Source organism: Salmonella sp. 741265055_HSA (assembly GCF_046569525.1).
GTDB classification, from domain to species: domain Bacteria; phylum Pseudomonadota; class Gammaproteobacteria; order Enterobacterales; family Enterobacteriaceae; genus Salmonella; species Salmonella enterica.
Genome location: NZ_JBKFSQ010000029.1, coordinates 36,356 through 59,304, shown reverse-complemented (window position 1 = coordinate 59,304; position 22,949 = coordinate 36,356). Strand labels below are relative to the sequence as shown.

General features: G+C 54.3%; 24 protein-coding genes, 1 pseudogene and 1 other annotated feature. Of the genes and pseudogenes, 16 read left to right on the top strand and 9 right to left on the bottom strand.

What is annotated here, in order from left to right:
* The 3 genes from ACLD4K_RS16160 to ACLD4K_RS16150 all read left to right on the top strand — a co-directional run.
* A partial coding sequence (locus ACLD4K_RS16160; protein WP_411012143.1) for a DsbE family thiol:disulfide interchange protein occupies positions 1–356 on the top strand: 356 nt, incomplete at its 5' end.
* Positions 353–1,396, top strand: a complete 1,044-nt coding sequence (locus ACLD4K_RS16155) for a cytochrome c-type biogenesis protein CcmH (RefSeq protein WP_411012142.1) — start codon at positions 353–355, stop codon at positions 1,394–1,396. The genes ACLD4K_RS16160 and ACLD4K_RS16155, both read left to right, overlap by 4 nt.
* A 121-nt stretch (positions 1,397–1,517) precedes the next feature.
* Entirely contained in the window at positions 1,518–2,744 is a 1,227-nt protein-coding gene (locus tag ACLD4K_RS16150) for a DUF3748 domain-containing protein (RefSeq protein WP_023137364.1), read from the top strand.
* Position 2,745: 1 nt separating this feature from the next.
* Here the strand turns inward: ACLD4K_RS16150 and ACLD4K_RS16145 are convergent, their stop codons facing one another.
* A complete protein-coding gene (locus ACLD4K_RS16145) occupies positions 2,746–3,078 on the bottom strand; it encodes a YceK/YidQ family lipoprotein (RefSeq protein WP_001675643.1) in 333 nt (110 codons plus the stop codon).
* 242 nt (positions 3,079–3,320) lie between these two features.
* Positions 3,321–3,394 (top strand) — a sequence feature (ROSE (Repression Of Heat Shock gene Expression) occurs in the 5'-region of heat shock genes and acts as an RNA thermometer to modulate expression.).
* On the opposite strand from ACLD4K_RS16145, the gene ibpA reads away from it, so the two are divergent.
* From ibpA to ACLD4K_RS16130, 3 genes are all read left to right on the top strand, one after another.
* Complete coding sequence (gene ibpA, locus ACLD4K_RS16140; RefSeq protein WP_001532742.1) at positions 3,388–3,801, top strand: small heat shock chaperone IbpA; 414 nt, start codon at positions 3,388–3,390, stop codon at positions 3,799–3,801. Its footprint overlaps the feature before it by 7 nt.
* Before the next feature lie 109 nt (positions 3,802–3,910).
* A complete protein-coding gene (gene ibpB / locus ACLD4K_RS16135; protein WP_001246919.1) occupies positions 3,911–4,339 on the top strand; it encodes a small heat shock chaperone IbpB in 429 nt (142 codons plus the stop codon).
* 188 nt (positions 4,340–4,527) lie between these two features.
* Positions 4,528–6,189: a putative transporter gene (locus ACLD4K_RS16130; protein ID WP_183059750.1), complete on the top strand. Its 1,662-nt coding sequence runs from the start codon at positions 4,528–4,530 to the stop codon at positions 6,187–6,189.
* Positions 6,190–6,219: 30 nt separating this feature from the next.
* Here ACLD4K_RS16130 and ACLD4K_RS16125 read toward each other — a convergent pair whose 3' ends face one another.
* Positions 6,220–7,083: an AraC family transcriptional regulator gene (locus ACLD4K_RS16125; protein WP_156010375.1), complete on the bottom strand. Its 864-nt coding sequence runs from the start codon at positions 7,081–7,083 to the stop codon at positions 6,220–6,222.
* Between the two features lie 166 nt (positions 7,084–7,249).
* Here ACLD4K_RS16125 and ACLD4K_RS16120 point away from each other — a divergent pair, with 166 nt between their 5' ends.
* The 5 genes from ACLD4K_RS16120 (at position 7,250) to ACLD4K_RS16100 (ending at position 11,767) form a co-directional block, all read left to right on the top strand.
* On the top strand, positions 7,250–8,965 hold the full coding sequence (locus ACLD4K_RS16120) for a solute:sodium symporter family transporter (protein ID WP_183059749.1): 1,716 nt from the start codon (positions 7,250–7,252) through the stop codon (positions 8,963–8,965).
* A complete protein-coding gene (locus ACLD4K_RS16115) occupies positions 8,962–10,455 on the top strand; it encodes a sulfatase-like hydrolase/transferase (RefSeq protein ID WP_411012141.1) in 1,494 nt (497 codons plus the stop codon). The genes ACLD4K_RS16120 and ACLD4K_RS16115 overlap by 4 nt, the downstream gene beginning before the upstream one ends.
* A gap of 85 nt (positions 10,456–10,540) precedes the next feature.
* Positions 10,541–10,888 carry a YidH family protein gene (locus ACLD4K_RS16110; RefSeq protein WP_000703964.1) on the top strand — a complete coding sequence of 116 codons (348 nt, stop codon included), beginning with the start codon at positions 10,541–10,543 and terminating at the stop codon, positions 10,886–10,888.
* Positions 10,878–11,240: a DUF202 domain-containing protein gene (locus ACLD4K_RS16105; RefSeq protein WP_001113454.1), complete on the top strand. Its 363-nt coding sequence runs from the start codon at positions 10,878–10,880 to the stop codon at positions 11,238–11,240. The genes ACLD4K_RS16110 and ACLD4K_RS16105 overlap by 11 nt, the downstream gene beginning before the upstream one ends.
* Positions 11,237–11,767, top strand: coding sequence for a radical SAM protein (locus ACLD4K_RS16100; protein WP_000147830.1), 531 nt, complete (start codon positions 11,237–11,239; stop codon positions 11,765–11,767). The genes ACLD4K_RS16105 and ACLD4K_RS16100 overlap by 4 nt, the downstream gene beginning before the upstream one ends.
* Before the next feature lie 81 nt (positions 11,768–11,848).
* Here ACLD4K_RS16100 and dsdA read toward each other — a convergent pair whose 3' ends face one another.
* A complete protein-coding gene (gene dsdA / locus ACLD4K_RS16095) occupies positions 11,849–13,171 on the bottom strand; it encodes a D-serine ammonia-lyase (RefSeq protein ID WP_000427987.1) in 1,323 nt (440 codons plus the stop codon).
* A gap of 17 nt (positions 13,172–13,188) precedes the next feature.
* Complete coding sequence (dsdX, locus tag ACLD4K_RS16090) at positions 13,189–14,526, bottom strand: D-serine transporter DsdX (RefSeq protein ID WP_001541154.1); 1,338 nt, start codon at positions 14,524–14,526, stop codon at positions 13,189–13,191.
* 225 nt (positions 14,527–14,751) lie between these two features.
* Between dsdX and dsdC the strand changes: the two genes are divergently transcribed.
* The gene (dsdC, locus tag ACLD4K_RS16085) at positions 14,752–15,675 is read left to right on the top strand and encodes a DNA-binding transcriptional regulator DsdC (protein ID WP_001522218.1); all 924 of its coding nucleotides are present in this window, start codon (positions 14,752–14,754) and stop codon (positions 15,673–15,675) included.
* A gap of 63 nt (positions 15,676–15,738) precedes the next feature.
* Complete coding sequence (locus tag ACLD4K_RS16080) at positions 15,739–16,824, top strand: cellulase family glycosylhydrolase (protein ID WP_000238924.1); 1,086 nt, start codon at positions 15,739–15,741, stop codon at positions 16,822–16,824.
* Here the strand turns inward: ACLD4K_RS16080 and emrD are convergent.
* The 4 genes and pseudogenes from emrD to ACLD4K_RS16060 form a co-directional block, all read right to left on the bottom strand.
* On the bottom strand, positions 16,751–17,935 hold the full coding sequence (gene emrD / locus ACLD4K_RS16075; RefSeq protein WP_000828737.1) for a multidrug efflux MFS transporter EmrD: 1,185 nt from the start codon (positions 17,933–17,935) through the stop codon (positions 16,751–16,753). The genes ACLD4K_RS16080 and emrD overlap by 74 nt on opposite strands.
* A gap of 202 nt (positions 17,936–18,137) precedes the next feature.
* The gene (locus ACLD4K_RS16070) at positions 18,138–18,998 is read right to left on the bottom strand and encodes a DMT family transporter (protein ID WP_001531658.1); all 861 of its coding nucleotides are present in this window, start codon (positions 18,996–18,998) and stop codon (positions 18,138–18,140) included.
* 92 nt (positions 18,999–19,090) lie between these two features.
* Positions 19,091–19,180 carry a type I toxin-antitoxin system toxin TisB gene (gene tisB / locus ACLD4K_RS16065; RefSeq protein WP_000117642.1) on the bottom strand — a complete coding sequence of 30 codons (90 nt, stop codon included), beginning with the start codon at positions 19,178–19,180 and terminating at the stop codon, positions 19,091–19,093.
* Positions 19,177–19,291: pseudogene (locus ACLD4K_RS16060) on the bottom strand (hypothetical protein). The gene tisB and the pseudogene ACLD4K_RS16060 overlap by 4 nt, the downstream one beginning before the upstream one ends.
* 522 nt (positions 19,292–19,813) lie before the next feature.
* On the opposite strand from ACLD4K_RS16060, the gene ivbL reads away from it, so the two are divergent.
* From ivbL to ilvN, 3 genes are all read left to right on the top strand, one after another.
* Complete coding sequence (gene ivbL / locus ACLD4K_RS16055; protein ID WP_001541152.1) at positions 19,814–19,912, top strand: ilvB operon leader peptide IvbL; 99 nt, start codon at positions 19,814–19,816, stop codon at positions 19,910–19,912.
* A 106-nt stretch (positions 19,913–20,018) separates the two neighbouring features.
* Positions 20,019–21,707 carry an acetolactate synthase large subunit gene (ilvB, locus tag ACLD4K_RS16050; protein WP_411012140.1) on the top strand — a complete coding sequence of 563 codons (1,689 nt, stop codon included), beginning with the start codon at positions 20,019–20,021 and terminating at the stop codon, positions 21,705–21,707.
* Between the two features lie 3 nt (positions 21,708–21,710).
* A complete protein-coding gene (ilvN, locus tag ACLD4K_RS16045) occupies positions 21,711–22,001 on the top strand; it encodes an acetolactate synthase small subunit (protein WP_001171826.1) in 291 nt (96 codons plus the stop codon).
* Between the two features lies 1 nt (position 22,002).
* On the opposite strand, the gene ACLD4K_RS16040 is transcribed toward ilvN, so the two are convergent.
* A complete protein-coding gene (locus tag ACLD4K_RS16040; protein ID WP_000448642.1) occupies positions 22,003–22,788 on the bottom strand; it encodes a DeoR family transcriptional regulator in 786 nt (261 codons plus the stop codon).
* Positions 22,789–22,949: the final 161 nt, after the last annotated feature.

The following is a 22,949-nucleotide window of genomic DNA, read 5'->3' as shown; positions in this document are numbered from 1 at the left end:
GGAAACCGGTGCTGCTTAACGTCTGGGCCACCTGGTGCCCGACCTGCCGCGCCGAGCATCAGTACCTGAACCGGCTGGCCGCGCAGGGTATCCGGGTGGTCGGGCTGAACTATAAGGACGACCGGGCGAAGGCGGTGGCCTGGTTAAAGGAACTGGGTAACCCGTATGCGCTGAGTTTATCGGACAGCGACGGGATGCTGGGGCTGGACCTGGGCGTGTACGGCGCGCCGGAAACCTTCCTCATCGACGGCAACGGGATTATCCGCTACCGCCATGCGGGCGATTTGAATGCCCGGGTATGGGAAAGTGAACTGAAACCGCTGTGGGACAGATACAGCCGGGAGGCGGCGCAATGAGACTGTTACCGGGCATGGTGATGCTGATGCTGGCGCTGGTTATCTCCGGGTCAGCACGGGCGACCACCGACGTGATGCCGTTTAAAGATGAAGCGCAGGAGCAGCAGTTCCGCCAGCTCACGGAGCAGCTGCGCTGCCCGAAATGCCAGAACAACAGCATTGCGGACTCGAACGCGATGATAGCCACCGACATGCGCCGCAGGGTGTATGACCTGATGCAGGAGGGGAAGAGCCGCCAGCAAATCATCGATTACATGGTGGCGCGCTACGGCAACTTCGTCACCTACGACCCGCCGCTGACCCCGCTGACGGTGCTGCTGTGGGTGCTGCCGCTGGCCGCCATCGTGGCGGGCGGGTGGATAATCGTTGCCCGCACGCGCCGGCGGGTGCGTATCAGACAGGACGTCCTGGCTGACGCCATTCCTGCGGCGGGACCACGCGCAGGGGTGGGGGTGTATCTTCCGGGCGTGGTTATGGCGCTGGTCGTGGCCGCCATCAGTTACTCACAGACCGGCAGCTATCAGCAGGTCAGGGCCTGGCGGCAGGCGACGGCGCAGACGCCGGGGCTGCTGGCGCGGGCGCTGGACCCGCAGGCGCAGCCGCTGAATGAAGAGGAGATGGCGCGGCTGGCGCTGGGGCTGCGCACCCGCCTGCAAAATGATGCCGGCAATGTTGAGGGCTGGCTCATGCTGGGGCGCACCGGTATGGTACTGGGTAATGCCGGTACCGCCACCGGGGCGTATGCGAACGCCTACCGCCTGGACCCGAAAAACCGCGATGCGGCGCTGGGCTACGCGGAGGCGCTGACGCGCTCGTCCGACCCGGAGGATAACCGCCGCGGCGGGGAGCTGCTGCGTCGGCTGGTGAGCCGCGACCACACGGATATCCGGGTGTTAAGCCTGTATGCGTTCAGCGCCTTTGAGCAGCAGCGTTTTGATGAGGCGGTGGCGGCCTGGGAGATGATGCTGAAGCTGCTGCCGGCGGGTGACGCCCGGCGGGCGGTGATAGAGCGCAGTATCCGGCTGGCGCAGGAGAAATAAGACCCTGACGGCCCGGTGGCGTGGCGCCATCGGGCCTGGCTATCTCAACGATACGCTAAAGCCTGAAAGTGAAGCCCGTGTGAAGTATGATGGCGAGCATCGTCTCTTATCAGGACATCCTATGAAACAAATCACCTTTACGCCGCGCCATCACCAGCTTACCAACACCAATACCTGGACACCTGACAGCCAGTGGCTGGTCTTTGATGTACGGCCTTCAGGCGCGTCATTTACGGGCAAGACCATTGAGCGTGTCAATGTGCATACCGGCGACGTGGAGGTGATTTATCGCGCTGTGCAGGGCGCGCATGTCGGCGTGGTGACGGTGCATCCTGCCGACAATCACTATGTGTTTATTCATGGCCCTGAAAACCCTGATGAGACGTGGCATTACGATTTCCACCACCGTCGGGGCGTTATTGCAACGCCGGGAGGCGTGACTAACCTCGATGCGATGGATATTACTGCGCCGTATACTCCCGGCGCGCTGCGCGGCGGCAGCCACGTCCATGTATTTAGCCCGAACGGCGAGCTGGTGAGTTTTACCTATAATGACCACGTTCTGCATGAGCGAGATCCGGCGCTGGATCTGCGTAATGTCGGCGTGGCCGTGCCGTATGGGCCGGTAACGGTGCCGGTTCAGCATCCGCGCGAATACAGCGGTAGCCACTGGTGCGTACTGGTTAGCCGCACGACGCCTGCGCCGAGACCTGGCAGCGATGATATTAACCGCGCCTATGAAGAGGGCTGGGTGGGCAACCGCCAGATCGCCTTTATTGGCGATACGCTGTCGCTGACGGGCCAAAAAGTCCCGGAGCTGTTTATTGTCGATTTACCGTGTCATGAAAACGGCTGGAAACAGGCAGGCGACACGCCGCTGACGGGAACCGAATCAACGATGCCATCGCCGCCGTTGGGCGTAGTTCAGCGGCGTCTTACCTTCACTCACCAGCGTGTTTATCCTGGACTCACTAATGAACCACGCCACTGGGTCCGCAGTAATCCGCAGGCGACGGCGATCGCCTTTTTGATGCGGGACGATAACGGCGTAGCGCAACTATGGCTGATATCGCCGCAGGGAGGCGAGCCCTGGCAGTTAACGCATCATGCGACCGGCGTACAGTCAGCGTTTAACTGGCATCCGTCGGGTAAATGGCTGGGACTGGTGCTGGAAAATCGGATTGCCTGCTGCGACGCACAAAGTGGGAAGATCGACTTCTTAACCGCCAGGCACGACAACCCGCCGTCTGCGGACGCCGTCGTTTTTTCACCGGATGGGCGACACGTCGCATGGATGGAAGAGGTGAAAGGGTTCCGTCAGCTATGGGTGACGGAAACCGGGCGATAAATCAGGGAGGAGGCATCTTCGCCGGGGGGATGACGGCATTGGTCATTTTCGTCTCCTCCTCGCTTTTCTCTACGCGCGATCTTACCGAACTGTCTTTGCGGAAGATGTCCCACGGCAGAAGGATCGTATCCATCACGGCGGTAAACGGCATATCCAGGATAGCCAACGATTTGGTGCCCCAGTTTGTCTCATCGTTACCGATCATCGTAGCGCTGGCGCGCGTGCCAGGATAAGTACCCTCTTTACCGCCGGTGTGCGACATGACGCTTGAACAACCGCCTAATAAAAGCATCCCATTCCATATTATCAGCGTTAACCACACGTTTTTTATCATCACTCATTCATCTGTTGGTTGTCGTTATTTGCATGATGAGTTATAGCGATCCGTTGCTAAAAATAACATCACCAGTACGTGGCACTGTGGCGGTAATCGCACTTTAACAATCAGTGCTGTCCCAACCAGTCTATGCAATAGCCAATAAACTGCAAAAAAAAGTCGGATTAAAATACTTGAAAAGTACGTATTCAGACCCATTTATAAGACGTAGTGAATAGAAGGGCACGCCTGATGGGTGTTCTGGCAATCCTGGCCTGTCCATGATGGAAGGTCTGACATTCTCGCTGATTTCAGGAGTTTATGATTATGCGTAACTTTGATTTATCCCCGCTGTACCGTTCTGCCATTGGTTTTGACCGTCTGTTTAACCTGCTTGAAAATAACCAAAGCCAAAGTAATGGCGGCTACCCTCCGTACAACGTTGAGCTGGTAGACGAAAACCACTACCGCATCGCCATTGCCGTTGCCGGTTTCGCGGAAAGCGAACTGGAGATTACTGCCCAGGATAATTTACTGGTGGTAAAAGGTGCTCATGCGGACGAGCAGAAAGAACGTACTTACCTGTATCAGGGCATTGCCGAGCGTAACTTTGAACGTAAGTTCCAGTTAGCGGAGAACATTCACGTTCGCGGCGCAAACCTGGTCAACGGGCTGCTGTATATCGAACTGGAGCGCGTGATTCCGGAAGCGAACAAACCGCGCCGTATCGAAATTAACTGATTCCGTCGGGTCGCGTTGCGCGGCCTGTCATCCCATGCTCGCCGTCAGGGAGCATATTCGCACGTAAAGTGTGAAGGTAAAAACTCGCTTCTTAGAAGGAGAAATGATTATGCGTAACTACGATTTATCCCCACTGCTGCGTCAATGGATCGGTTTTGACAAGCTGGCCAATGCGCTGCAAAACAGCGGCGAAAGCCAGAGCTTCCCGCCCTATAACATCGAAAAAAGCGACGATAACCATTATCGCATTACCTTAGCGTTAGCCGGTTTCCGTCAGGAAGATCTGGATATTCAACTGGAAGGCACGCGCCTGACGGTGAAAGGCACGCCGGAACAGCCGGAAAACGAGCCCAAATGGTTACATCAGGGCCTGGTCATGCAGCCTTTTAGCCTGAGCTTTACGCTGGCTGAGAATATGGAAGTTTCCGGCGCGACGTTTACCAACGGCCTGCTGCATATTGATTTAACCCGCAACGAGCCGGAAACCATTGCGCCGCAGCGTATCGCCATTAACGAACGCTCCGCATTAAATAGCTAATGAGCTCCTTGCCTTGCCCCGCCAGAGATGGCGGGGCTTTTTTATGCCACGAAAAAGGGTAAGACGCTGCCGAAGTCAGGACGTCTGGGCGGTTTTGTAACATGAGAATGTGCGCCATGCTGTATATATGCCTTAACGGTTCAGTCATAATCCCTATAAATTGAAATGTTACTCACAGGGAAGAAAAGATGAGTGATATCGCATTGACGGTCAGCGTTCTGGCGTTGGTGGCGGTTGTCGGTTTATGGATCGGCAACATTAAAGTGCGCGGTGTCGGCTTTGGTATTGGCGGCGTTCTGTTCGGCGGTATTATCGTCGGCCACTTCGTCGATCAGGCTGGGGTGACGCTGAGCGGCGATATGCTGCACTTTATCCAGGAATTCGGCCTGATTCTTTTTGTTTATACCATCGGCATACAGGTGGGGCCGGGGTTTTTCGCCTCGCTGCGCGTTTCCGGGCTGCGTCTCAATCTGTTTGCTGTTCTGATTGTGATTATGGGCGGGTTGGTCACCGCGATTCTGCATAAAATTTTCGCTATTCCGCTGCCAGTGGTGCTGGGGATTTTCTCCGGCGCAGTCACCAATACGCCTGCGTTAGGGGCGGGTCAGCAAATCCTGCGCGATCTGGGAACGCCAGTGGATCTGGTGGATCAGATGGGGATGAGCTATGCGATGGCGTATCCGTTTGGCATCTGCGGTATTTTGCTCACCATGTGGCTGATGCGGCTGATTTTTCGCGTTAACGTCGAGGCGGAGGCGCAGAAGCACGAATCCTCTCTCGCTAACGGTCATACATTAATTCAAACAATGAATATCCGTGTCGAGAATCCGAACCTCAATAATATGGCTATCCAGGATGTGCCGATCCTGAACAGCGATAAAATCATTTGCTCACGCCTGAAACGCGACGACACGCTGATGGTGCCGTCGCCGGGGACGATTATCCAGGCAGGCGACCTGCTGCACCTCGTCGGCCAATCTACCGACCTGCATAACGCGCAACTGGTGATCGGCAAGGAAGTGGACACCTCGTTGTCGACGCGCGGCACGGATTTACGCGTCGAGCGTGTGGTCGTCACCAACGAAAAAGTGCTCGGCAAACGTATCCGCGATTTGCACTTTAAAGAGCGTTATGACGTGGTTATCTCCCGTCTTAACCGCGCGGGCGTTGAGCTGGTCGCCAGCAGCGACGCCAGCCTGCAGTTTGGCGACATTCTCAATCTGGTGGGGCGTTCTGCTTCGATTGATGCGGTAGCCAATGTGGTCGGCAACGCGCAGCAAAAACTGCAGCAGGTGCAGATGCTGCCGGTGTTTATCGGCATCGGACTGGGGGTTCTGCTTGGGTCGATTCCGTTGTTTGTGCCGGGATTCCCGGTTGCGTTAAAATTGGGGCTGGCCGGCGGGCCGCTGATCATGGCGCTAATTTTGGGGCGTATCGGCAGCATCGGCAAGCTGTACTGGTTTATGCCGCCGAGCGCCAACCTCGCGCTGCGTGAGTTAGGGATTGTTCTGTTTCTGGCGGTCGTCGGGCTGAAATCCGGCGGCGATTTTGTCGATACGCTGACGCAGGGCGAAGGGCTAAGCTGGATTGGCTACGGTATTTTTATCACCGCTATCCCGCTGATTACCGTCGGCTTGCTGGCGCGGATTTTTGCCAAAATGAACTATCTGACGCTGTGCGGGATGCTGGCCGGTTCGATGACCGATCCGCCGGCGCTGGCATTTGCCAACAACCTGCACGCGACCAGCGGCGCGGCGGCGCTCTCTTACGCGACCGTCTACCCGTTGGTGATGTTCCTGCGCATTATCACGCCGCAGCTACTGGCGGTGATTTTTTGGGGAATGGGTTAGCGATGAAAACACTACGCGTCGTCCGGCATGTTACTTCGTATGTTTCAACACCGCCGACGGCGCATAGCCAAACTTATGCTTAAATGCTTTGCTGAAATGGAACGAGTCAAAGAAGTTCAGCGTATCCGCTACCTGACTTACCGTATTTCCTTCCTGCTTTAACAGTGATAACGCCAGTTCAAGCCGGGCATCCATAACGTATTCTTTCGGCGTCTTACCGGTATAACGTAGAAACAGGCGGCGCAGCCAGGCTTCGCTACAGGGGATCGCCGCCGCCATTTCTGCGACGCTCCAGCGCCGTTGCAGGCTGGCGTGTAGCGCGGCCAGTAATTTCTCAATCTGCACTCTTTGTGGGTCTGCTTTACCGTCTGCGCAGATCAGGTAAATCCATTGATAAATTATTTTGGCGAGAAACGCGACGGCAATATTATTCTTAACAGGCTCTGCTACAGTAATTAATTGTGAAACCTCCATTAACTCCTGATTATAAATTTCGCCATTATAAATAACGCTTTGTTGCCGAATAGGAATATCCATCACACTGGTTGGCGTGAATTCCATCCAGTATTGTTCCCAAACTAATCCTTCGCAGTGATAAGACTGGATGTCGGTAGGTTTTAAAAAAATAATACAGTTTCCGTTTAGCGTTATTTGCTCGCCGTCTTTAAGTAAGATCTTTCCACAGCCTTGTACGGTATAGACAGCGACCCAGGAGTTAGCGATTAGCGGCTTCTTTTTATCGCGGGGCCAGATAACCCGATAATGTTCGTCGGCGTAGGTATGCCATAGCGAAATCAATGAAATTCCGCTGGAGATCACATTTTCGTTAATGAGTAGCGGAATATTATACGTAGTTTCGTTTTTTACATGCGAACTTTGCAAATTTCCATTCATTTTATTATCCCGCCGGAGAATTATGCCAGTAACCTGAACTTAACAGAAAAACAGCCGTTCAGGGATATCATGTTTGTATTTTAAGAAATTCGGCTGCCTGACCCGGTAAGTAATATCTCGCGTTGCCCCTACCGCTACCGGGACATAATGAAAAAAGGGCTATGAAATGAATATGCTACAAATTCTGAGCTTTGTCGGCTTTACTCTGCTGGTGGCGATCGTCACCTGGTGGAAGGTGCGTAAAACGGATACCGGTTCCCAACAGGGTTATTTTCTTGCCGGACGTTCGCTAAAAGCGCCGGTGATTGCCGCATCGTTAATGTTGACCAATCTCTCTACCGAACAACTGGTCGGTCTGTCCGGACAGGCTTATAAAAGCGGGATGTCGGTAATGGGCTGGGAGGTCACGTCCGCCGTGACGCTTATCTTTCTGGCGTTGATTTTCCTGCCGCGCTATTTACAGCGTGGGATCGCCACTATTCCCGATTTTCTGGAAGAGCGTTATGACAAAACGACGCGTATTATCATCGACTTCTGTTTTTTGATCGCGACAGGCGTCTGTTTCCTGCCGATTGTGCTCTATTCCGGCGCGCTGGCGCTTAACAGCCTGTTTCATATCGGCGAGTCGCTGAATATCTCACATGGCGCGGCAATCTGGCTGTTGGTGATTCTGCTGGGGCTGGCAGGCATTATTTACGCGGTCATCGGCGGGCTGCGGGCGATGGCCGTCGCGGATTCGATTAACGGTATCGGGCTGGTTATTGGCGGTCTGCTGGTCCCTGTCTTTGGCCTGATTGCGATGGGAAAAGGCAGCTTGCTCCAGGGCATCGAACAGCTCACCACCGTACACGCGGAAAAATTAAACTCTATTGGCGGCGCGTCCGACCCGCTGCCGATTGGCGCGGCGTTTACCGGGCTGATTCTGGTAAATACTTTTTACTGGTGTACGAATCAGGGCATTGTTCAGCGTACGCTGGCCTCTAAAAGCCTGGCGGAAGGACAGAAGGGCGCGTTATTGACAGCCGTCCTGAAAATGCTCGATCCGCTGGTATTGGTTTTGCCAGGCTTAATCGCTTTTCATCTTTATCAGGACTTGCCGAAAGCGGATATGGCTTATCCGACATTAGTGAATAACGTCCTTCCCACGCCATTGGTCGGTTTTTTCGGCGCGGTTTTATTTGGCGCGGTTATTAGCACGTTTAACGGTTTTTTAAACAGCGCCAGCACCTTATTCAGCATGGGCATTTATCGTCGCGTGATTAACGAAAATGCGCAGCCTGAGCGCCTGGTCCGCGTTGGGCGTCAGTTTGGCTTTTTTATTGCGATAATTTCAATACTGGTCGCGCCGTGGATCGCTAATGCGCCGGAAGGGCTCTACAGTTGGATGAAACAGTTGAACGGGATTTATAACGTACCGCTGGTGACGATTATCATTATGGGCTTCTTCTTTCCGCGCATTCCGGCGTTGGCCGCTAAAGTCGCCATGGGGATCGGCATCGTTAGCTATATCACCATCAATTATCTGGTGAAGTTTGATTTTCACTTTCTCTATGTACTGGCCTGCACATTCTGTATCAACGTCGTCGTGATGCTGATTATTGGCGCGATTGCGCCGCGCGCCGCGCCTTTCAAATTTCAGGATGCGTTTGCAGTAGATATGAAGCCGTGGAAAAACGCGAAAATCGCCGCCGTCGGCATCCTGTTTGCGATGGTTGGCGTCTATTCCGGCCTGGCGCAATTCGGGGGCTACCGTACCCAATGGTTGACGATCTTCAGCTACGGCACCACCGCGGCGGTCGTAGCGTATCTGTTTTACAGCAACTGGCAGGCGCGTCGTTCTGCGGCTGTCATATGTCTCTCTAACGCGAAGGATGAAGTATGACCCGGCCTAATTTTCTGCTCATCATGACCGATACGCAGGCCACCAATATGGTGGGGTGCTATAGTGGTAAGCCGTTGAATACGAACAATATAGATAATCTGGCGGCAGAAGGTATCCGCTTTAATTCCGCGTACACCTGTTCGCCGGTTTGCACGCCAGCGCGCGCGGGGCTGTTTACCGGCATTTACGCCAATCAGTCTGGCCCGTGGACGAACAATATCGCGCCGGGAAAAAACATCTCTACGATGGGGCGTTATTTTAAAGATGTCGGTTATCACACCTGTTATATCGGCAAATGGCATTTGGACGGGCATGACTACTTCGGCACCGGCGAGTGTCCGCCTGAGTGGGATGCCGATTACTGGTATGACGGCGCCAATTATCTTGCGGAGCTGACGGATAAAGAGATCGGTTTGTGGCGGAACGGGCTGAACAGCATCGACGATTTACGCGCCAATAATATTGATGAAACCTTTACCTGGGCGCACCGCATCAGCAATCGGGCGGTCGATTTTCTTCAGCGCCCGGAACGATCGGCAACACCTTTTCTGCTGGTAGTCTCCTATGACGAACCGCATCATCCTTTTACCTGTCCGGTTGAGTATCTGGAAAAATATCAGGATTTTTACTACGACCTGGGCGCAAAGGCGCATGACTCGCTTGCCGATAAGCCTGAGCATCACCGGTTATGGGCGCAGGCTATGCCGTCGCCGGTCGGCGAAGATGGCCGCTACCGCCATCCGCTCTATTTTGCCTGTAATGATTTTGTCGACGATCAGATTGGCCGGGTAATGACGTCGCTCACGCCGCAGCAGCGGGAAAACACCTGGGTGATTTATACCTCCGATCATGGCGAAATGATGGGCGCGCATCGGCTTATCAGCAAAGGCGCGGCGATGTACGATGACATTACCCGTATCCCGCTAATTATCCGCGCGCCGCAGGGAGAAGCTCGCCAGATCAACACGCCGGTGAGCCATATTGATTTACTGCCGACGATGATGGCGCTGGCGGAAATTGAAAAGCCGGAGATTCTGCCGGGCGAAAATCTGCTTGCCGCCGAACCGTCGCGCGGCGTGATGGTAGAGTTCAACCGCTATGAAATAGAGCATGACAGCTTCGGCGGGTTTATTCCGGTACGCTGCTGGGTGACAGACCACTATAAACTGGTGCTGAATCTGTTTACCAGCGATGAACTTTATGACAGATATAATGATCCCGGTGAGCTGCATAATCTGATTGATGCCCCCGAATTCGTCAATGTTCGCGACCAGATGCACGACGCGCTGCTCGATTATATGGACAAAATTCGCGATCCGTTCCGGACCTATCAGTGGAGTCTGCGCCCGTGGCGTAAAACCGCGCAGCCGCGCTGGATGGGCGCTTTTCGTCCGCGTCCGCAAGACGGTTATTCGCCGGTGGTGCGCGACTACGACACGGGGTTGCCTACGCAAGGCGTGAAAATAGAAGACAAGCAGCAGAAGTTCTGATTAACATGCGGAGTGGCACCGATCCGGCCTGTAAAATCATTATACAGGCCGGATAGATGTAGAAGTAAGAGACAAAGGAGTCGTAATGAAGATTTCCCGCCTCGGAGAAGCGCCGGATTATCGCTTCTCACTGGCAAATGAGCGTACCTTTCTGGCGTGGATTCGCACCTCGCTGGGATTTCTGGCGGCAGGCGTCGGTCTTGATCAGCTCGCCCCGGATTTTGCCACGCCGGTGATCCGTGAACTGCTGGCGCTACTGTTGTGTCTGTTTGCGGGCGGCCTGGCGATTTATGGCTATCTACGCTGGTTACGTAATGAAAAAGCGATGCGTCTGAAAGAGGATTTGCCTTATACCCATAGCCTGTTGATCATCAGCGTTATTTTGATGATTGTCGCGGTGATTGTAATGGGGCTGGTACTGTATGCCGGATAGTCGTAAAGCCCGTCGGCAGAACGATCCGGGGCTGCAACCGGAACGTACGTCACTGGCCTGGTTTCGCACGCTGCTGGGATACGGGGCGTTAATGGCGTTAGCCGTCAGGCACCACTGGCATCAGGCGGGGTTCTTGTTCTGGGTGTCAATCAGCGTTCTGGCGATAGTGGCGGTGATTCTTTGGCGTTATACCCTGAGTCGTAATTTGATGGATGTCGCGCATAGCGATTTTTCCGAAACTCATGTCGTGCGTGACAAATTTTTGATCTCCCTCGCGGTGTTGTCGCTCGCAATCCTGTTTGCTGTTACCCATATTCGCCAACTTATTGCATTTATCGGGAATTTTATATGACAGGACGTCAGGACATTGTCGTGAGTGATGACCAGATTCAGGTCGTCGTAAACCGCCAGAATAGCCAGCGCCCTCAGCAACTGTACCGTAACTTACAACGGCTCGGCATTCGCAATGTCCATTTTATCCCATTGTTGGAACATGACCGGAACGGAATGTTGACCGAGGATTCATTGTGTTCAGCAGACTGGGGGCGGTTTTTAAATAGCGTATTTGATATTTGGGTACGTGAAGATATTCAGCGTATCTCGGTCCGCCTTTTTGATGAGACGCTACAGCAGTGGTGCGGCGGCAGGAATGGCGCTGAAGCGCCGGACAAGGCGCCGCTAAGCGCTGAATGTCAGAAGTGTTCTTTATTACGATTTTGCGGCGGCGGATGCCCTGAGCATCGGGATAGCCAGGGGAAAAATCAGCTTTGCGAGGGCTACCAGACCTTTTTTAACTACTCCTCGCCGCATATGCGGGTGATGCGGGATTTACTGAAACAGCATCGCTCGCCGGAGGAGTTGATGGCGATGCTGCGTTAGCGTCACAGGCCTGATAAGCGTAGCGCCATCAGGCGATGGCGTGCCGGATGGCGCAGCCGTCTTTCCGGCACTGAGCGAGTATTAGCGTCCTTTCGCCAGGTATTGTTCCATTTCATCCTCCGGCACCATGCCGCCCCCGGTTGCCCATACCAGATGCGTCGCGTTGCCGAGCTGCGTCTGACTGAATCCATGCCTTTGCTGATACTCGGCGGCGGCGCAAATGCGCTGTGGCCCGGCCATCCCCGCCAGAGCTGATGGCTCCAGTCGAATTCCTTCCTCCTGCGCCAGCCAGCCCAGCATGTCATACATTGTTTGATCGTCTAAGGTATAAAGGCCGTCAAGCAGACGCTCCATTGCCCGACCAACAAAGCCCGAAGCGCGACCTACCGCCAGGCCGTCAGCCGCCGTCAGGTTATCAATACCGATATCTTGTACTGAGATGGCATCGTGCAGACCGGTATAAACGCCGAGTAACATGCAGGGTGAATGAGTCGGTTCGGCAAAGAAACAGTGGACGTTGTCGCCAAACGCCAGTTTTAGGCCAAAGGCGACGCCGCCAGGGCCGCCGCCAACGCCGCACGGTAGATAAACAAACAGTGGGTGACTGGCGTCAACGACGCGTCCCTGCTGCGCGAATTGCGCTTTCAGACGCTGACCCGCTACCGCATAGCCCAGAAATAGCGTGCGGGAGTTTTCATCGTCGATAAAGAAACAGTTTGGATCGGATTGCGCTGCTTTACGACCCTGCTCAACCGCCACGCCGTAATCATCTTCGTATTCCACGACCGTCACGCCGTGGCTACGCAGCTTCGCTTTTTTCCAGGCGCGGGCGTCGGCAGACATATGTACCGTCACTTTAAAACCGATGCAGGCGCTCATGATACCGATCGATAGCCCCAGATTGCCGGTTGAACCGACGGCGATACTGTACTGGCTGAAGAATTGTTTAAATTCCGGCGAAAGCAACACGCTATAGTCATCGTCGGTGGTTAACAGACCCGCCTCCAGCGCCAGTTTTTCCGCGTGCGTTAGCACCTCGTAGATACCGCCGCGCGCTTTAATGGAACCAGAGATTGCCAGGTGACTGTCTTTTTTTAACAGCATTTCACCGTCGATCGTTTGCCCATACTCTTTTTCCAGCCGCTTTTGCATGGCCGGAATAGCGACCACGTCAGATTCGATCATGCCGCCAGCGGCAGCGGTTTGCGGAAACGCTTTCGCCAGATACGGCGCAAAGCGCGCCAGACGGTCATGGGCGGCGTTTACGTCCTGCTCCGTCAGGCCGACATACGGTAGACCTTGTGCAAGAGAGGTGGCGCCCGGGTTAAACCAGGTGGTTTCTTTGAGGGCGACCAGATCCTCGACCAAAGGATACCGGGCGATGAGCTTTTGTATGTTTTCCATAGTACGTCTCTTTACGATCAGATGATAAAGGAAAGCAGGAATGTGCCAGCCAGTGCAACGACAGATGCGATAAACGTGGCCGTCGTATAGTATTTAAACGTTTCATTCAGCGTAGCGCCGCAATACTGCTTGACCAGCCAGAACAGGGAATCGGTCACGATCGTGCAGCCAATGGCGCCGGAACCAATGGCAATCGCAATGATCTCCGGGCTGACGTCAGGATAGAGCGGCAGCATGGGCGCAACAATCGCGGTGGCGCCCATCATCGCCACCGTCGCAGAGCCGACCGCCGCGTGCAGAATCAGCGCTACCAGCCATGCCAGCAGAATCGGGTGCATATGCATATTTGAGAGGATCACCGCCAGCGTGTCCGCCAGCCCGCTACTTTTGAGAATGGCGTTGAACGCGCCGCCCGCGCCGATAATCAGCAGGATGTTCGCAATGGCGCCAAAGCCGTTTTCGGTGTGGGTAAGTAGCGCGCTCATACTCATATGCTGGCGCAGACCGAGTATGTAATACGCCACAAAGACAGCGATAAACATTGCGGTGATCGGATTACCGATAAACTCCAGCAGCGTGTACAACGTGCCGTCTTTCGCCATATTCAGTTCAGCGACGGTTTTCACCAGCATCAGGCCAATCGGCAGCAGAACGGTAAACAGCGTTGCGCCCAGCGACGGCAGGGTGTTTTCGGCGCGCACTTCAAGATCCGCAAACTCTGTCGGTACGGGCTTGAACGGCAGACGATTACCCAGAAACTTTAAGAACAGCGGGCCGCCGACCAATGAGGCCATCAGCCCGACCAGCAGACCGTAGACAATCACCGAGCCAATATCCGCCCCCAGTTTATTTGCGACAAACAGCGCAGCCGGATGCGGCGGTACCACGCAATGGACGGCCATCAGCGCGGTACACAGCGGAATGGCCAGCTTCAGCAGCGAGGTGTGGGTTTTTTTAGCGATAGAAAACGCCAGTGGGATGAGCAACACGACGCCCACTTCCACGAACAACGTGATACCGCAAATCAGCCCCACCAGTACCATGATCACGTCAGCAGAGAGCCAGCGGCAGCGCTGGAGCGTAAGCCCGATGCGTTCCGCCGCGCCGGAAACCTCCATCATTTTGCCGAGGATGGTGCCAAGACCGATAACGGCGGCCAGAAAACCGAGCGTACCGCCTATTCCGTTTTCTATCGCCGTGACCATCTCCAGCGGCCCCATGCCCATCATCGCGCCGACAAAGAAACTGGCGAGCAGTAACGCGAGGAAGGGGTGGAATTTAAACTTCACGATGGTCAATACGATTAACACGATGCTGATCAGCAGCGTGCTCACTACCCAGATTTGAGCGTGCATATCTCACCTACCCTGTGATTAATCTGTTCTTATTGGACAGAAAAACAGCACCCCCTGACAAACGATATAATTTGCCATTCACATGATGTAAATTGACTCAACTATGTGATTTCCATCTAATATTGCTTTTATTTTGCGATATGGTTCATTTTGCTTCATCTATGTGCGGATTTTTTCAGCGTGTTTTTTTACACTTCGGGAAATTAAAAGATGACTGAGGTTGCCATGGAACCCCTTCGCGATACCCGAAACCGCTTACTCAACGGCTGGCAGTTATCCAAACTCTATACTTTTGAAGTCGCGGCCAGACACCAGTCCTTTGCTCTGGCGGCAGATGAGCTGTCGTTAAGCCCCAGTGCGGTAAGTCATCGTATCAATCAACTGGAAGCCGAGTTGGGAATCCAGCTATTTGTCCGCTCTCACCGTAAAGTGGAGCTTACCCATGAAGGCAAACGGGTATTCTGGGCGCTGAAATCGTCGCTGGATACGTTGAATCAGGAAATCCTCGATATCAAAAATCAGGAACTGTCCGGCACGTTGACCGTGTATTCCCGTCCCTCTATCGCCCAGTGCTGGCTGGTACCCGCGCTGGGGGACTTTACCCGTCGCTATCCGTCAATTTCTCTCACTATGCTGACCGGCAACGATAACGTTAACCTACAGCGTGCCGGCATTGACCTGGCTATCTATTTTGACGATGCGCCGTCGGCGCAGCTCACGCACCATTTTTTAATGGATGAGGCGATTTTGCCCGTTTGCAGCCCGGATTACGCCCATCGTTTCGCCTTGCAGGACAACCTGAATAACCTGCGGCACTGTACGCTCTTACACGACAGACAGGCGTGGAGTAACGATTCGGGCACCGATGAGTGGCACAGTTGGGCGCAGCATTTTGCAGTAAATTTGCCGGATTCATCCGGCATTGGCTTCGATCGTTCTGATTTAGCGGTGATTGCCGCGATGAACCACATTGGCGTGGCGATGGGGCGTAAACGGCTGGTGCAAAAGCGTCTCGACAGCGGAGAACTGATTGCGCCTTTTGGTGACATGAGGCTGAAATGTCATCAGCATTATTATGTCACCACTCTGCCTGGCAGGCAGTGGCCGAAAATCGAGGCATTTATTCGCTGGTTGCAGGAACAGGTGTGAAGATTTATTACGCTTTGTCGCTACACCTGCCGGGAGTGAATATGCTAAATACGTGCTATCACCGTGGTAAAAATTTTAGGGGGCGTCGTGTTTAAACCGCTTATTGCCTCTCTCATGCTGACCAGCGCGGTCGTCTATGCGAAACCGATGCCTTTGACGGCGGCGCGCTATGCGCAGCAGCTTGGCGTTGGGATGGATGTTGACTGGGCGCGAACGGAACGGGGTATCCGCGAGTTTGATCCGCTGGTCGTGCGGGATTTTAAGGCAAAAGGGTTAACGCATGTCCGTATCCGTGTGGCAGGCGCGCCGACGGAAGCGCGCCTCATCCATTTGCGTAAGCTGGTAGAAGCCTGCGAATACTATGGCGTCATACCCATTATTGCCTATCAGGCGGATGCGTATAAAACCGATCCCAGCGCCAGCCATGAAAAGGAGCTGATCAACTGGTGGAGCGTGGTCGCGCGCTATTTTGGTCAGACATCCCCGCTTCTGGGGTTCGATCTCATTTATGAGCCTGCCGACAAACTCAATCATAATATGGCGTCGCTGAATCGCGTATATGACAAAACCATCCGCCTGATTCACGCCATTGATCCACAGCGGATGATTTTCGTTGCCCCCCGCATGCGCGCCGCGCCGGAGGATTTGTCGGCGCTTAAACTGCCGGCGCAAAGCCAGAACTATGTACTGGCGGAGTGGCACATCTTCCCGTGGGGACCCCTGAAAAGCGGCGGTAAATATCCGTGGACGTCAGGCACGGCGGCGGAAAAAGCGGCAATTCGGGCACGGATTAACGCTGCGGTTCGCTGGCAGCATAAGACCGGCCATGCAAGCTGGGTGGGCGGATGGGCGCCGGGAGAGTCGATAAAAATGACGCCGGTCGCTTCACAGTTCGCGTTTGCCCGTTTTATGGCCTGCGAGCTGAAAAAAGCGCATATTCCGTATGCGATAAACGCGGACACTCAGTTTTATGACGGCGAAGAAGGAGCGTGGCGTCCGGCGCAGGAGCCCCTGCTCAATGCGATGATCGCGCCGGAATGTGAAACGCCCGGCAAAAAGCCGGGCGAGGGGAACGTTAAACCGTCTGCCCCTGATGCGATATCCGTGACGCCAGCGGCAGCCAGCACGCCAGGATCAGCAATCCCATAAGGGTCATCAACAGTCCCAGACTGCCCTGACCGGTTTGCGGCAGCATTGCCGAAAGCCACGCCAGTACGCCGGAACCAATATTTTGCAGCCCGCCGACCAGCGCGCCAGCGGTGCCTGCGAGGAACGGAAACGGCTCCATCGCGCCGCTGGTGGCCAGTGGAAATAACATCCCGGCGCCGAAGAAAAACAGCGCTGCGGGGATGAGTAGCGTCCAGACGTTCATCACGCCAAACCAGCCGGGAATCCACATCATAAGACCTGCCAGCAGACAGCAAATAACTGACTGCCACATCAGGGTTGAGAAGCGTTTATTCGGGCGTCCGGCAAACCAGGCGCCGAAGAACGCCGCCGGAATCGGCAGAATAAACAGAATGCTTACCACCATACTGCTGAGACCTAATACTGCCCCCATCAGCACGCCAGAACAGGCTTCAAAGACCGCAATGCCAGCCAGCCCGCCGATTAGCATCAGCAGATAACAGTTAAATGCGCCGTTGCCAAACAGCGTTTTATAGCTGGCGATCAGCCGTGTGCGCGGCGCGCCGGCGGGGCGGGTTTCCGGCATCCAGCGCGCCATGCTGAAGGTGACGCCAGCGCAAAGCACCAGCAGGAAAGCGTAACAAGCGCGCCAGTTCCACAGGGTGTCCAGCAGACCGCCAATCAGCGGCGCTAACAGCGGGCTGACCAGAATCCCCATATTTAACAGGCTATTGGCGTGACGAAGTTGCGTTCCTTCATACAGATCGCGCGGGAGCGTTCTCGCCATTACTCCGCCAACGCCGGTTCCCATCCCTTGCATGGCGCTGGCGGCAATCAACACCGTCAAACTATGCGTGGTCATGGCGAACAGAGTCGCTACCATAAAAATAGACATGCCGACGAGGATTACCGGGCGGCGTCCAACCCGGTCGGAAAGCGGGCCGTAAAACAGTTGCGAGACGCCGTAGGTCAGGAGGTAAGCAGCCATTACGCTCTGGACGGCGCCTTCCCGGACGTTTAGCGCTTGTGCCATATCGGCGATGGCGGGAATATAAATGGTTTGCGCCATCTGCCCTACGGCCACCAGTAACACCAACATCAACAACAAATTGACGTTTCTCTGCCTTTTCATTTCGCTGATTACTTTTCAAAAAAAGAAAAAATAAGAATAACTTGCTGCGCATTCCCATAAATGCGAGAGGAATCTATCACACCAGAAAAAGAAGGCCAGACAGCGACCAGCAATGGCAGACGAAGGAACGGCAGGATATGTAAACAAAAGCGGCAACAAATGTTGCCGAGAATGTGTTACGTTTGCGGCTGTTATTGGGCAATCATGACAGACGGAGTAAAATCGCCCCGAGGGCAATCCCGCCAGCCGCCACCAGACGTAGCCCGGCCACTTTCTCTTTAAGCAACAGCCAGGCTATCAGCGCGCCGAATAAAATCGACGTCTCACGCAGCGCGGCGACCACCGCCAGCGGCGCCTGGGTCATGGCCCATAGCGCCAGCCCATAAGATCCCATAGTGCCAATCCCGCCAAAAATGCCTTTTTTCCACTGTTGCGCCAGATAACGCGACGCTTCCCGCCGCCGCGCAATCATCGCCCAGGTTAACAGGCAGGCGCCGTTGAGAAAAAATGACCATAGCGTATAGCCCAGCGCCGTTTCTGAGAGTCTTACGCCGGTCCCGTCCACCAGCGTATATCCGGCAATAAAACAGGCGTTAGTTAATGCCAGCACGACACCACGTTGAGAGCTGGCGCGGCCATTACAGGCCATCCCAAGTATCGCCATGCAGATCACTGCAATGCCGACCCAGGCCATCGACGACAGGCTGTCGCCAAGAAACAGAACGCTAATGAGCGCCACCAGCAGCGGCGCGGTGCCGCGCATAAGAGGATAGGTCTGGCTCATGTCCGAGACCTGATAGGTTTTCGCCACCAGGACGGTATACACCACCTGGAGCGCGGTAGAGGCCGCTAAAAAAGGGATACTGGCGTGAGCTGGCTGCGGCGAGAAGGGCAAAAGGATCAATGCCATGACCGCCGCGGAACCGCTGACGCCGATCGCGGCGTAGAGCTTATCGTTTCCCGCTTTGACAATGGCGTTCCAGCTGGCATGTAGCAGCGCGGCGAACAGCAAAATGCAGAAAACGGAAAGGGTCATAGCGTCAGGCGTCGTTGAGGGTGTCATAAAAACGTAACATACCCGGGAAGCGAAAGACCAGCGGATAAGGTGAAAGGGGAGCGGTTGCCCGCTCCCCTTCGGTGCGGCTTGAATCTGAATTACTTAAGGTATTTCAGAACAGCATCAAGCAGTTGCAGTGCTGCAACAATGAGTTTCAGGATAAGAATGGTGATATCCACTACGCTCATACGCGTCTCCTGTGGTTAAGGAGCACTGCCAGCCGACGTACCTTTCCGCTGCCTGTTGCCAGCTGTTGCGCACGCGATCCCTTTTACGAGGAATAGTGTGCGTGTTGACATAACACAGTGTGCTCACGAGGGGGTTAAGGCGCTGACGGCACCACCCGTTTCAGCCAGGACTTCGTTGCGCCGGTTTACGATGCGGCCCCCGCATAACACATTGTGTCAAAGACATTATAGTTAAGTACTGTATAAATGAACAGTAATTTATAGACAGAACGGAGCTTCTGATCCATACTCAAATTCATCAAAATTCGCGCCGAAATTGCGCGTTCTGCACAGAACGCGTATACTTCTGCTGTTGACATAACACAGTGTGCTTCGCGGCTACCACCCGCATTACGCTGTAAGAACCTCGCTTCGGCGAGGTTTTTTGTTTTCCGGCATTGTGAAATGCGTGATCATCAATCCCGGCGATTACCGGAGGGCGCTACGCTTATCACACCTATACTCAAAGCGTGTAAATTCGTAGAAAAATGTGATCGCTGACGCATTTTTGTGCAGATGAAAATTTTTCCGTTGTCATGCTGAAAGCGCTGTGCTTGTATAAAACGTGTTAATAACAAACAGACAAGGCCCCTAATGAACCCTTCCATGCTGAACGCGACCCTACTAACAACTGCGCCATCTCGCGCAGTGGTCGTCGTGCGTGTGGTGGTGGTCGTCGGCAATGCGCCGTAGGGTCCGGAACACACACGATTCCAAAACCCCGCCGGCGCAAACCGGGCGGGGTTTTTTGTTTAAGACACCTTCCCGGAACGTCGGCTCAGAATAAAAGGAATGGAGCATGGCAAGTTCGGGCACAACATCTACACCTCAGCGCTTTACGGGCGCGGAATTCATTGTTCATTTTCTGGAGCGCCAGGGGATTCGTATCGTCACCGGCATTCCCGGTGGTTCGATCCTCCCCGTTTACGACGCGTTAAGCCAAAGCACGCAAATCCGTCATATTCTGGCGCGCCACGAACAAGGCGCGGGGTTTATTGCGCAGGGGATGGCGCGGACGGAGGGTAAACCTGCTGTTTGTATGGCCTGTAGCGGACCGGGCGCGACCAATCTGGTCACGGCCATTGCCGATGCGCGCCTGGATTCCATTCCGTTAATCTGCATTACCGGGCAGGTTCCGGCGTCCATGATCGGTACTGACGCGTTTCAGGAAGTGGATACCTACGGTATCTCTATCCCCATCACCAAGCACAACTATCTGGTCAGAAATATCAACGAGCTGCCTCAGGTGATGAGCGATGCTTTTCGTCTGGCGCAGTCGGGGCGTCCCGGCCCGGTGTGGATAGACGTTCCTAAAGATGTGCAGACGGCGACAATTGAGCTGGATGCGTTGCCGTCGCCGGCGGAAAAATCACCCCCGCCGGAGTTTAGCGCGGAGAGTATCCGCGAGGCCGCCGCAATGATTAACGCGGCGAAGCGTCCGGTGCTGTATCTGGGCGGCGGCGTGATCAATGCGCCGACACGCGTGCGCGAACTGGCGGAAAAAGCGCAACTGCCGACGACAATGACCTTAATGGCGCTGGGAATGCTGCCTAAGGCGCATCCGCTGTCGTTAGGAATGCTGGGGATGCACGGCGCGCGCAGTACCAATTTTATTCTGCAAGAGGCCGATTTACTGATTGTCCTGGGCGCGCGTTTTGATGACCGGGCGATTGGCAAAACGGAACAGTTTTGTCCGAACGCCAGAATCATCCATGTGGATATCGATCGCGCCGAGTTAGGCAAAATCAAGCAGCCGCATGTGGCTATTCAGGCGGATGTCGATGATGTACTGGCACAGTTAATTCCCCATATCGAGGCACAGTCGCGGGAAGCATGGCATCAGTTGGTGGCGGACTTGCAGCAAGAATTCCCTTGCAGTATTCCCCAGGAAAATAACCCGCTTAGTCACTATGGGCTGATTAATGCGGTCGCCGCCTGTGTGGACGACAACGCGATTATTACCACTGACGTAGGTCAGCATCAGATGTGGACCGCGCAGGCTTATCCGCTCAACCGTCCGCGTCAGTGGCTGACTTCCGGCGGGCTGGGCACCATGGGGTTTGGTCTGCCCGCGGCGATTGGCGCGGCGCTGGCGAATCCGGGCAACAAGGTGCTGTGTTTTTCCGGCGACGGTAGTTTGATGATGAATATTCAGGAGATGGCTACCGCCAGTGAAAACCAGTTGGATGTGAAAATTATCCTGATGAATAACGACGCGCTGGGACTGGTACATCAGCAACAGAGTCTGTTCTATAAACAGGGCGTTTTTGCGGCAACCTATCCGGGAAGCATCAACTTTATGCAGATTGCCGCCGGGTTTGGTCTGGATACCTGTGATTTGAATAACGAAGCCGATCCGCAGGCGGCGTTGCAGGCTATCATTCGTCGTCCTGGACCGGCGTTGATCCATGTGCGCATTGATGCAGAAGAAAAAGTGTATCCGATGGTGCCGCCGGGCGCGGCAAATACAGAGATGGTGGGGGAATAAGCCATGCAGAAACAATCACATGATAACGTTATTCTGGAGCTGACCGTTCGCAACCATCCTGGCGTGATGACCCACGTCTGCGGGCTGTTCGCCCGACGCGCTTTCAACGTTGAGGGTATTCTCTGTTTACCGATTCAGGGTAGCGATCAGAGCCGCATCTGGCTTCTGGTCAATGACGATCAGCGGCTTGAACAGATGATCAGTCAGATCGATAAACTGGAAGACGTGGCGAAGGTGGTACGAAACCAGTCCGATCCCACCATGTTCAATAAAATTGCCGTCTTTTTTGAGTAAGTTATTCACTTTCCGAATCAGGCGTGATGACTTTGACGGAACCATTCCGACAGTGAACGGCATAATCTGTCGGTAATGGGCGATCGCTAATCAGGACATCAAAGGCAGAAAGCGGACCAATGCTGGCAGGCGCGACCTCATCAAACAGGGCGTGACGCGCCAGCAAAATTTTGCGCAGACCGCGCTCCATCGCTTTACGTTTGGCGGCAAGATCATCCGGGTTAAACCAGCTCACGCCAAAATGTTCATGTACGCCGCTGGCGGAAATAAACACTTTGCGCGGATTGAGCGAATCCAGCGCCGAAGGATTATTGGCATCATAAAAGGCATCGCTCTTGGCCCGATAGGTGCCGCCGCACAGAATCGCCGTGGCATTAGGCTTTTCATTCAGCGCGATAAATACCCGATGCGAGTAGCAAATCCCGGTAAAGGTAATATCATCCGGTATCATGCTGATAACTAATGGCATTTCCGGACCGTTATCAAAAAAAACCAGATCGTTTTCACGCACCAGCCCGGCGGCCAGGATCGCAACGGGAAGGTCGTCCCGATGATGCGTCTTTTTCGCCGGCAGCGGCATATTGGTTGAAGACGTAGGCTTATTTACCATGACGATATAGCCGCCGAGCAGCGTCAGCGGTAAAGGGTCATCATCCTGGCTGAGATCGCGGCGAATGGTCATCACCGAAACTTCCAGCATCCGCGCGGCGTCTTTCAGATGGATTCGATCGGTCTTTTTCAGTAACTCCATCAAGCGTCGGATACGTTCTTTTTGCTTGGTCTCCATTCACTCTCTCCGCAAATCATGTTGTTATGTTCCATCAGTAACATTTATGTGTTTCTGAGAACATTACAGTGTGGCACTACTATACGTCTGGCCGTCAGGAAATAAAAGTGGGTTTATTCGCGTTTTATAACAATAAATAGTTAATTTTCAGTAAATTGTAA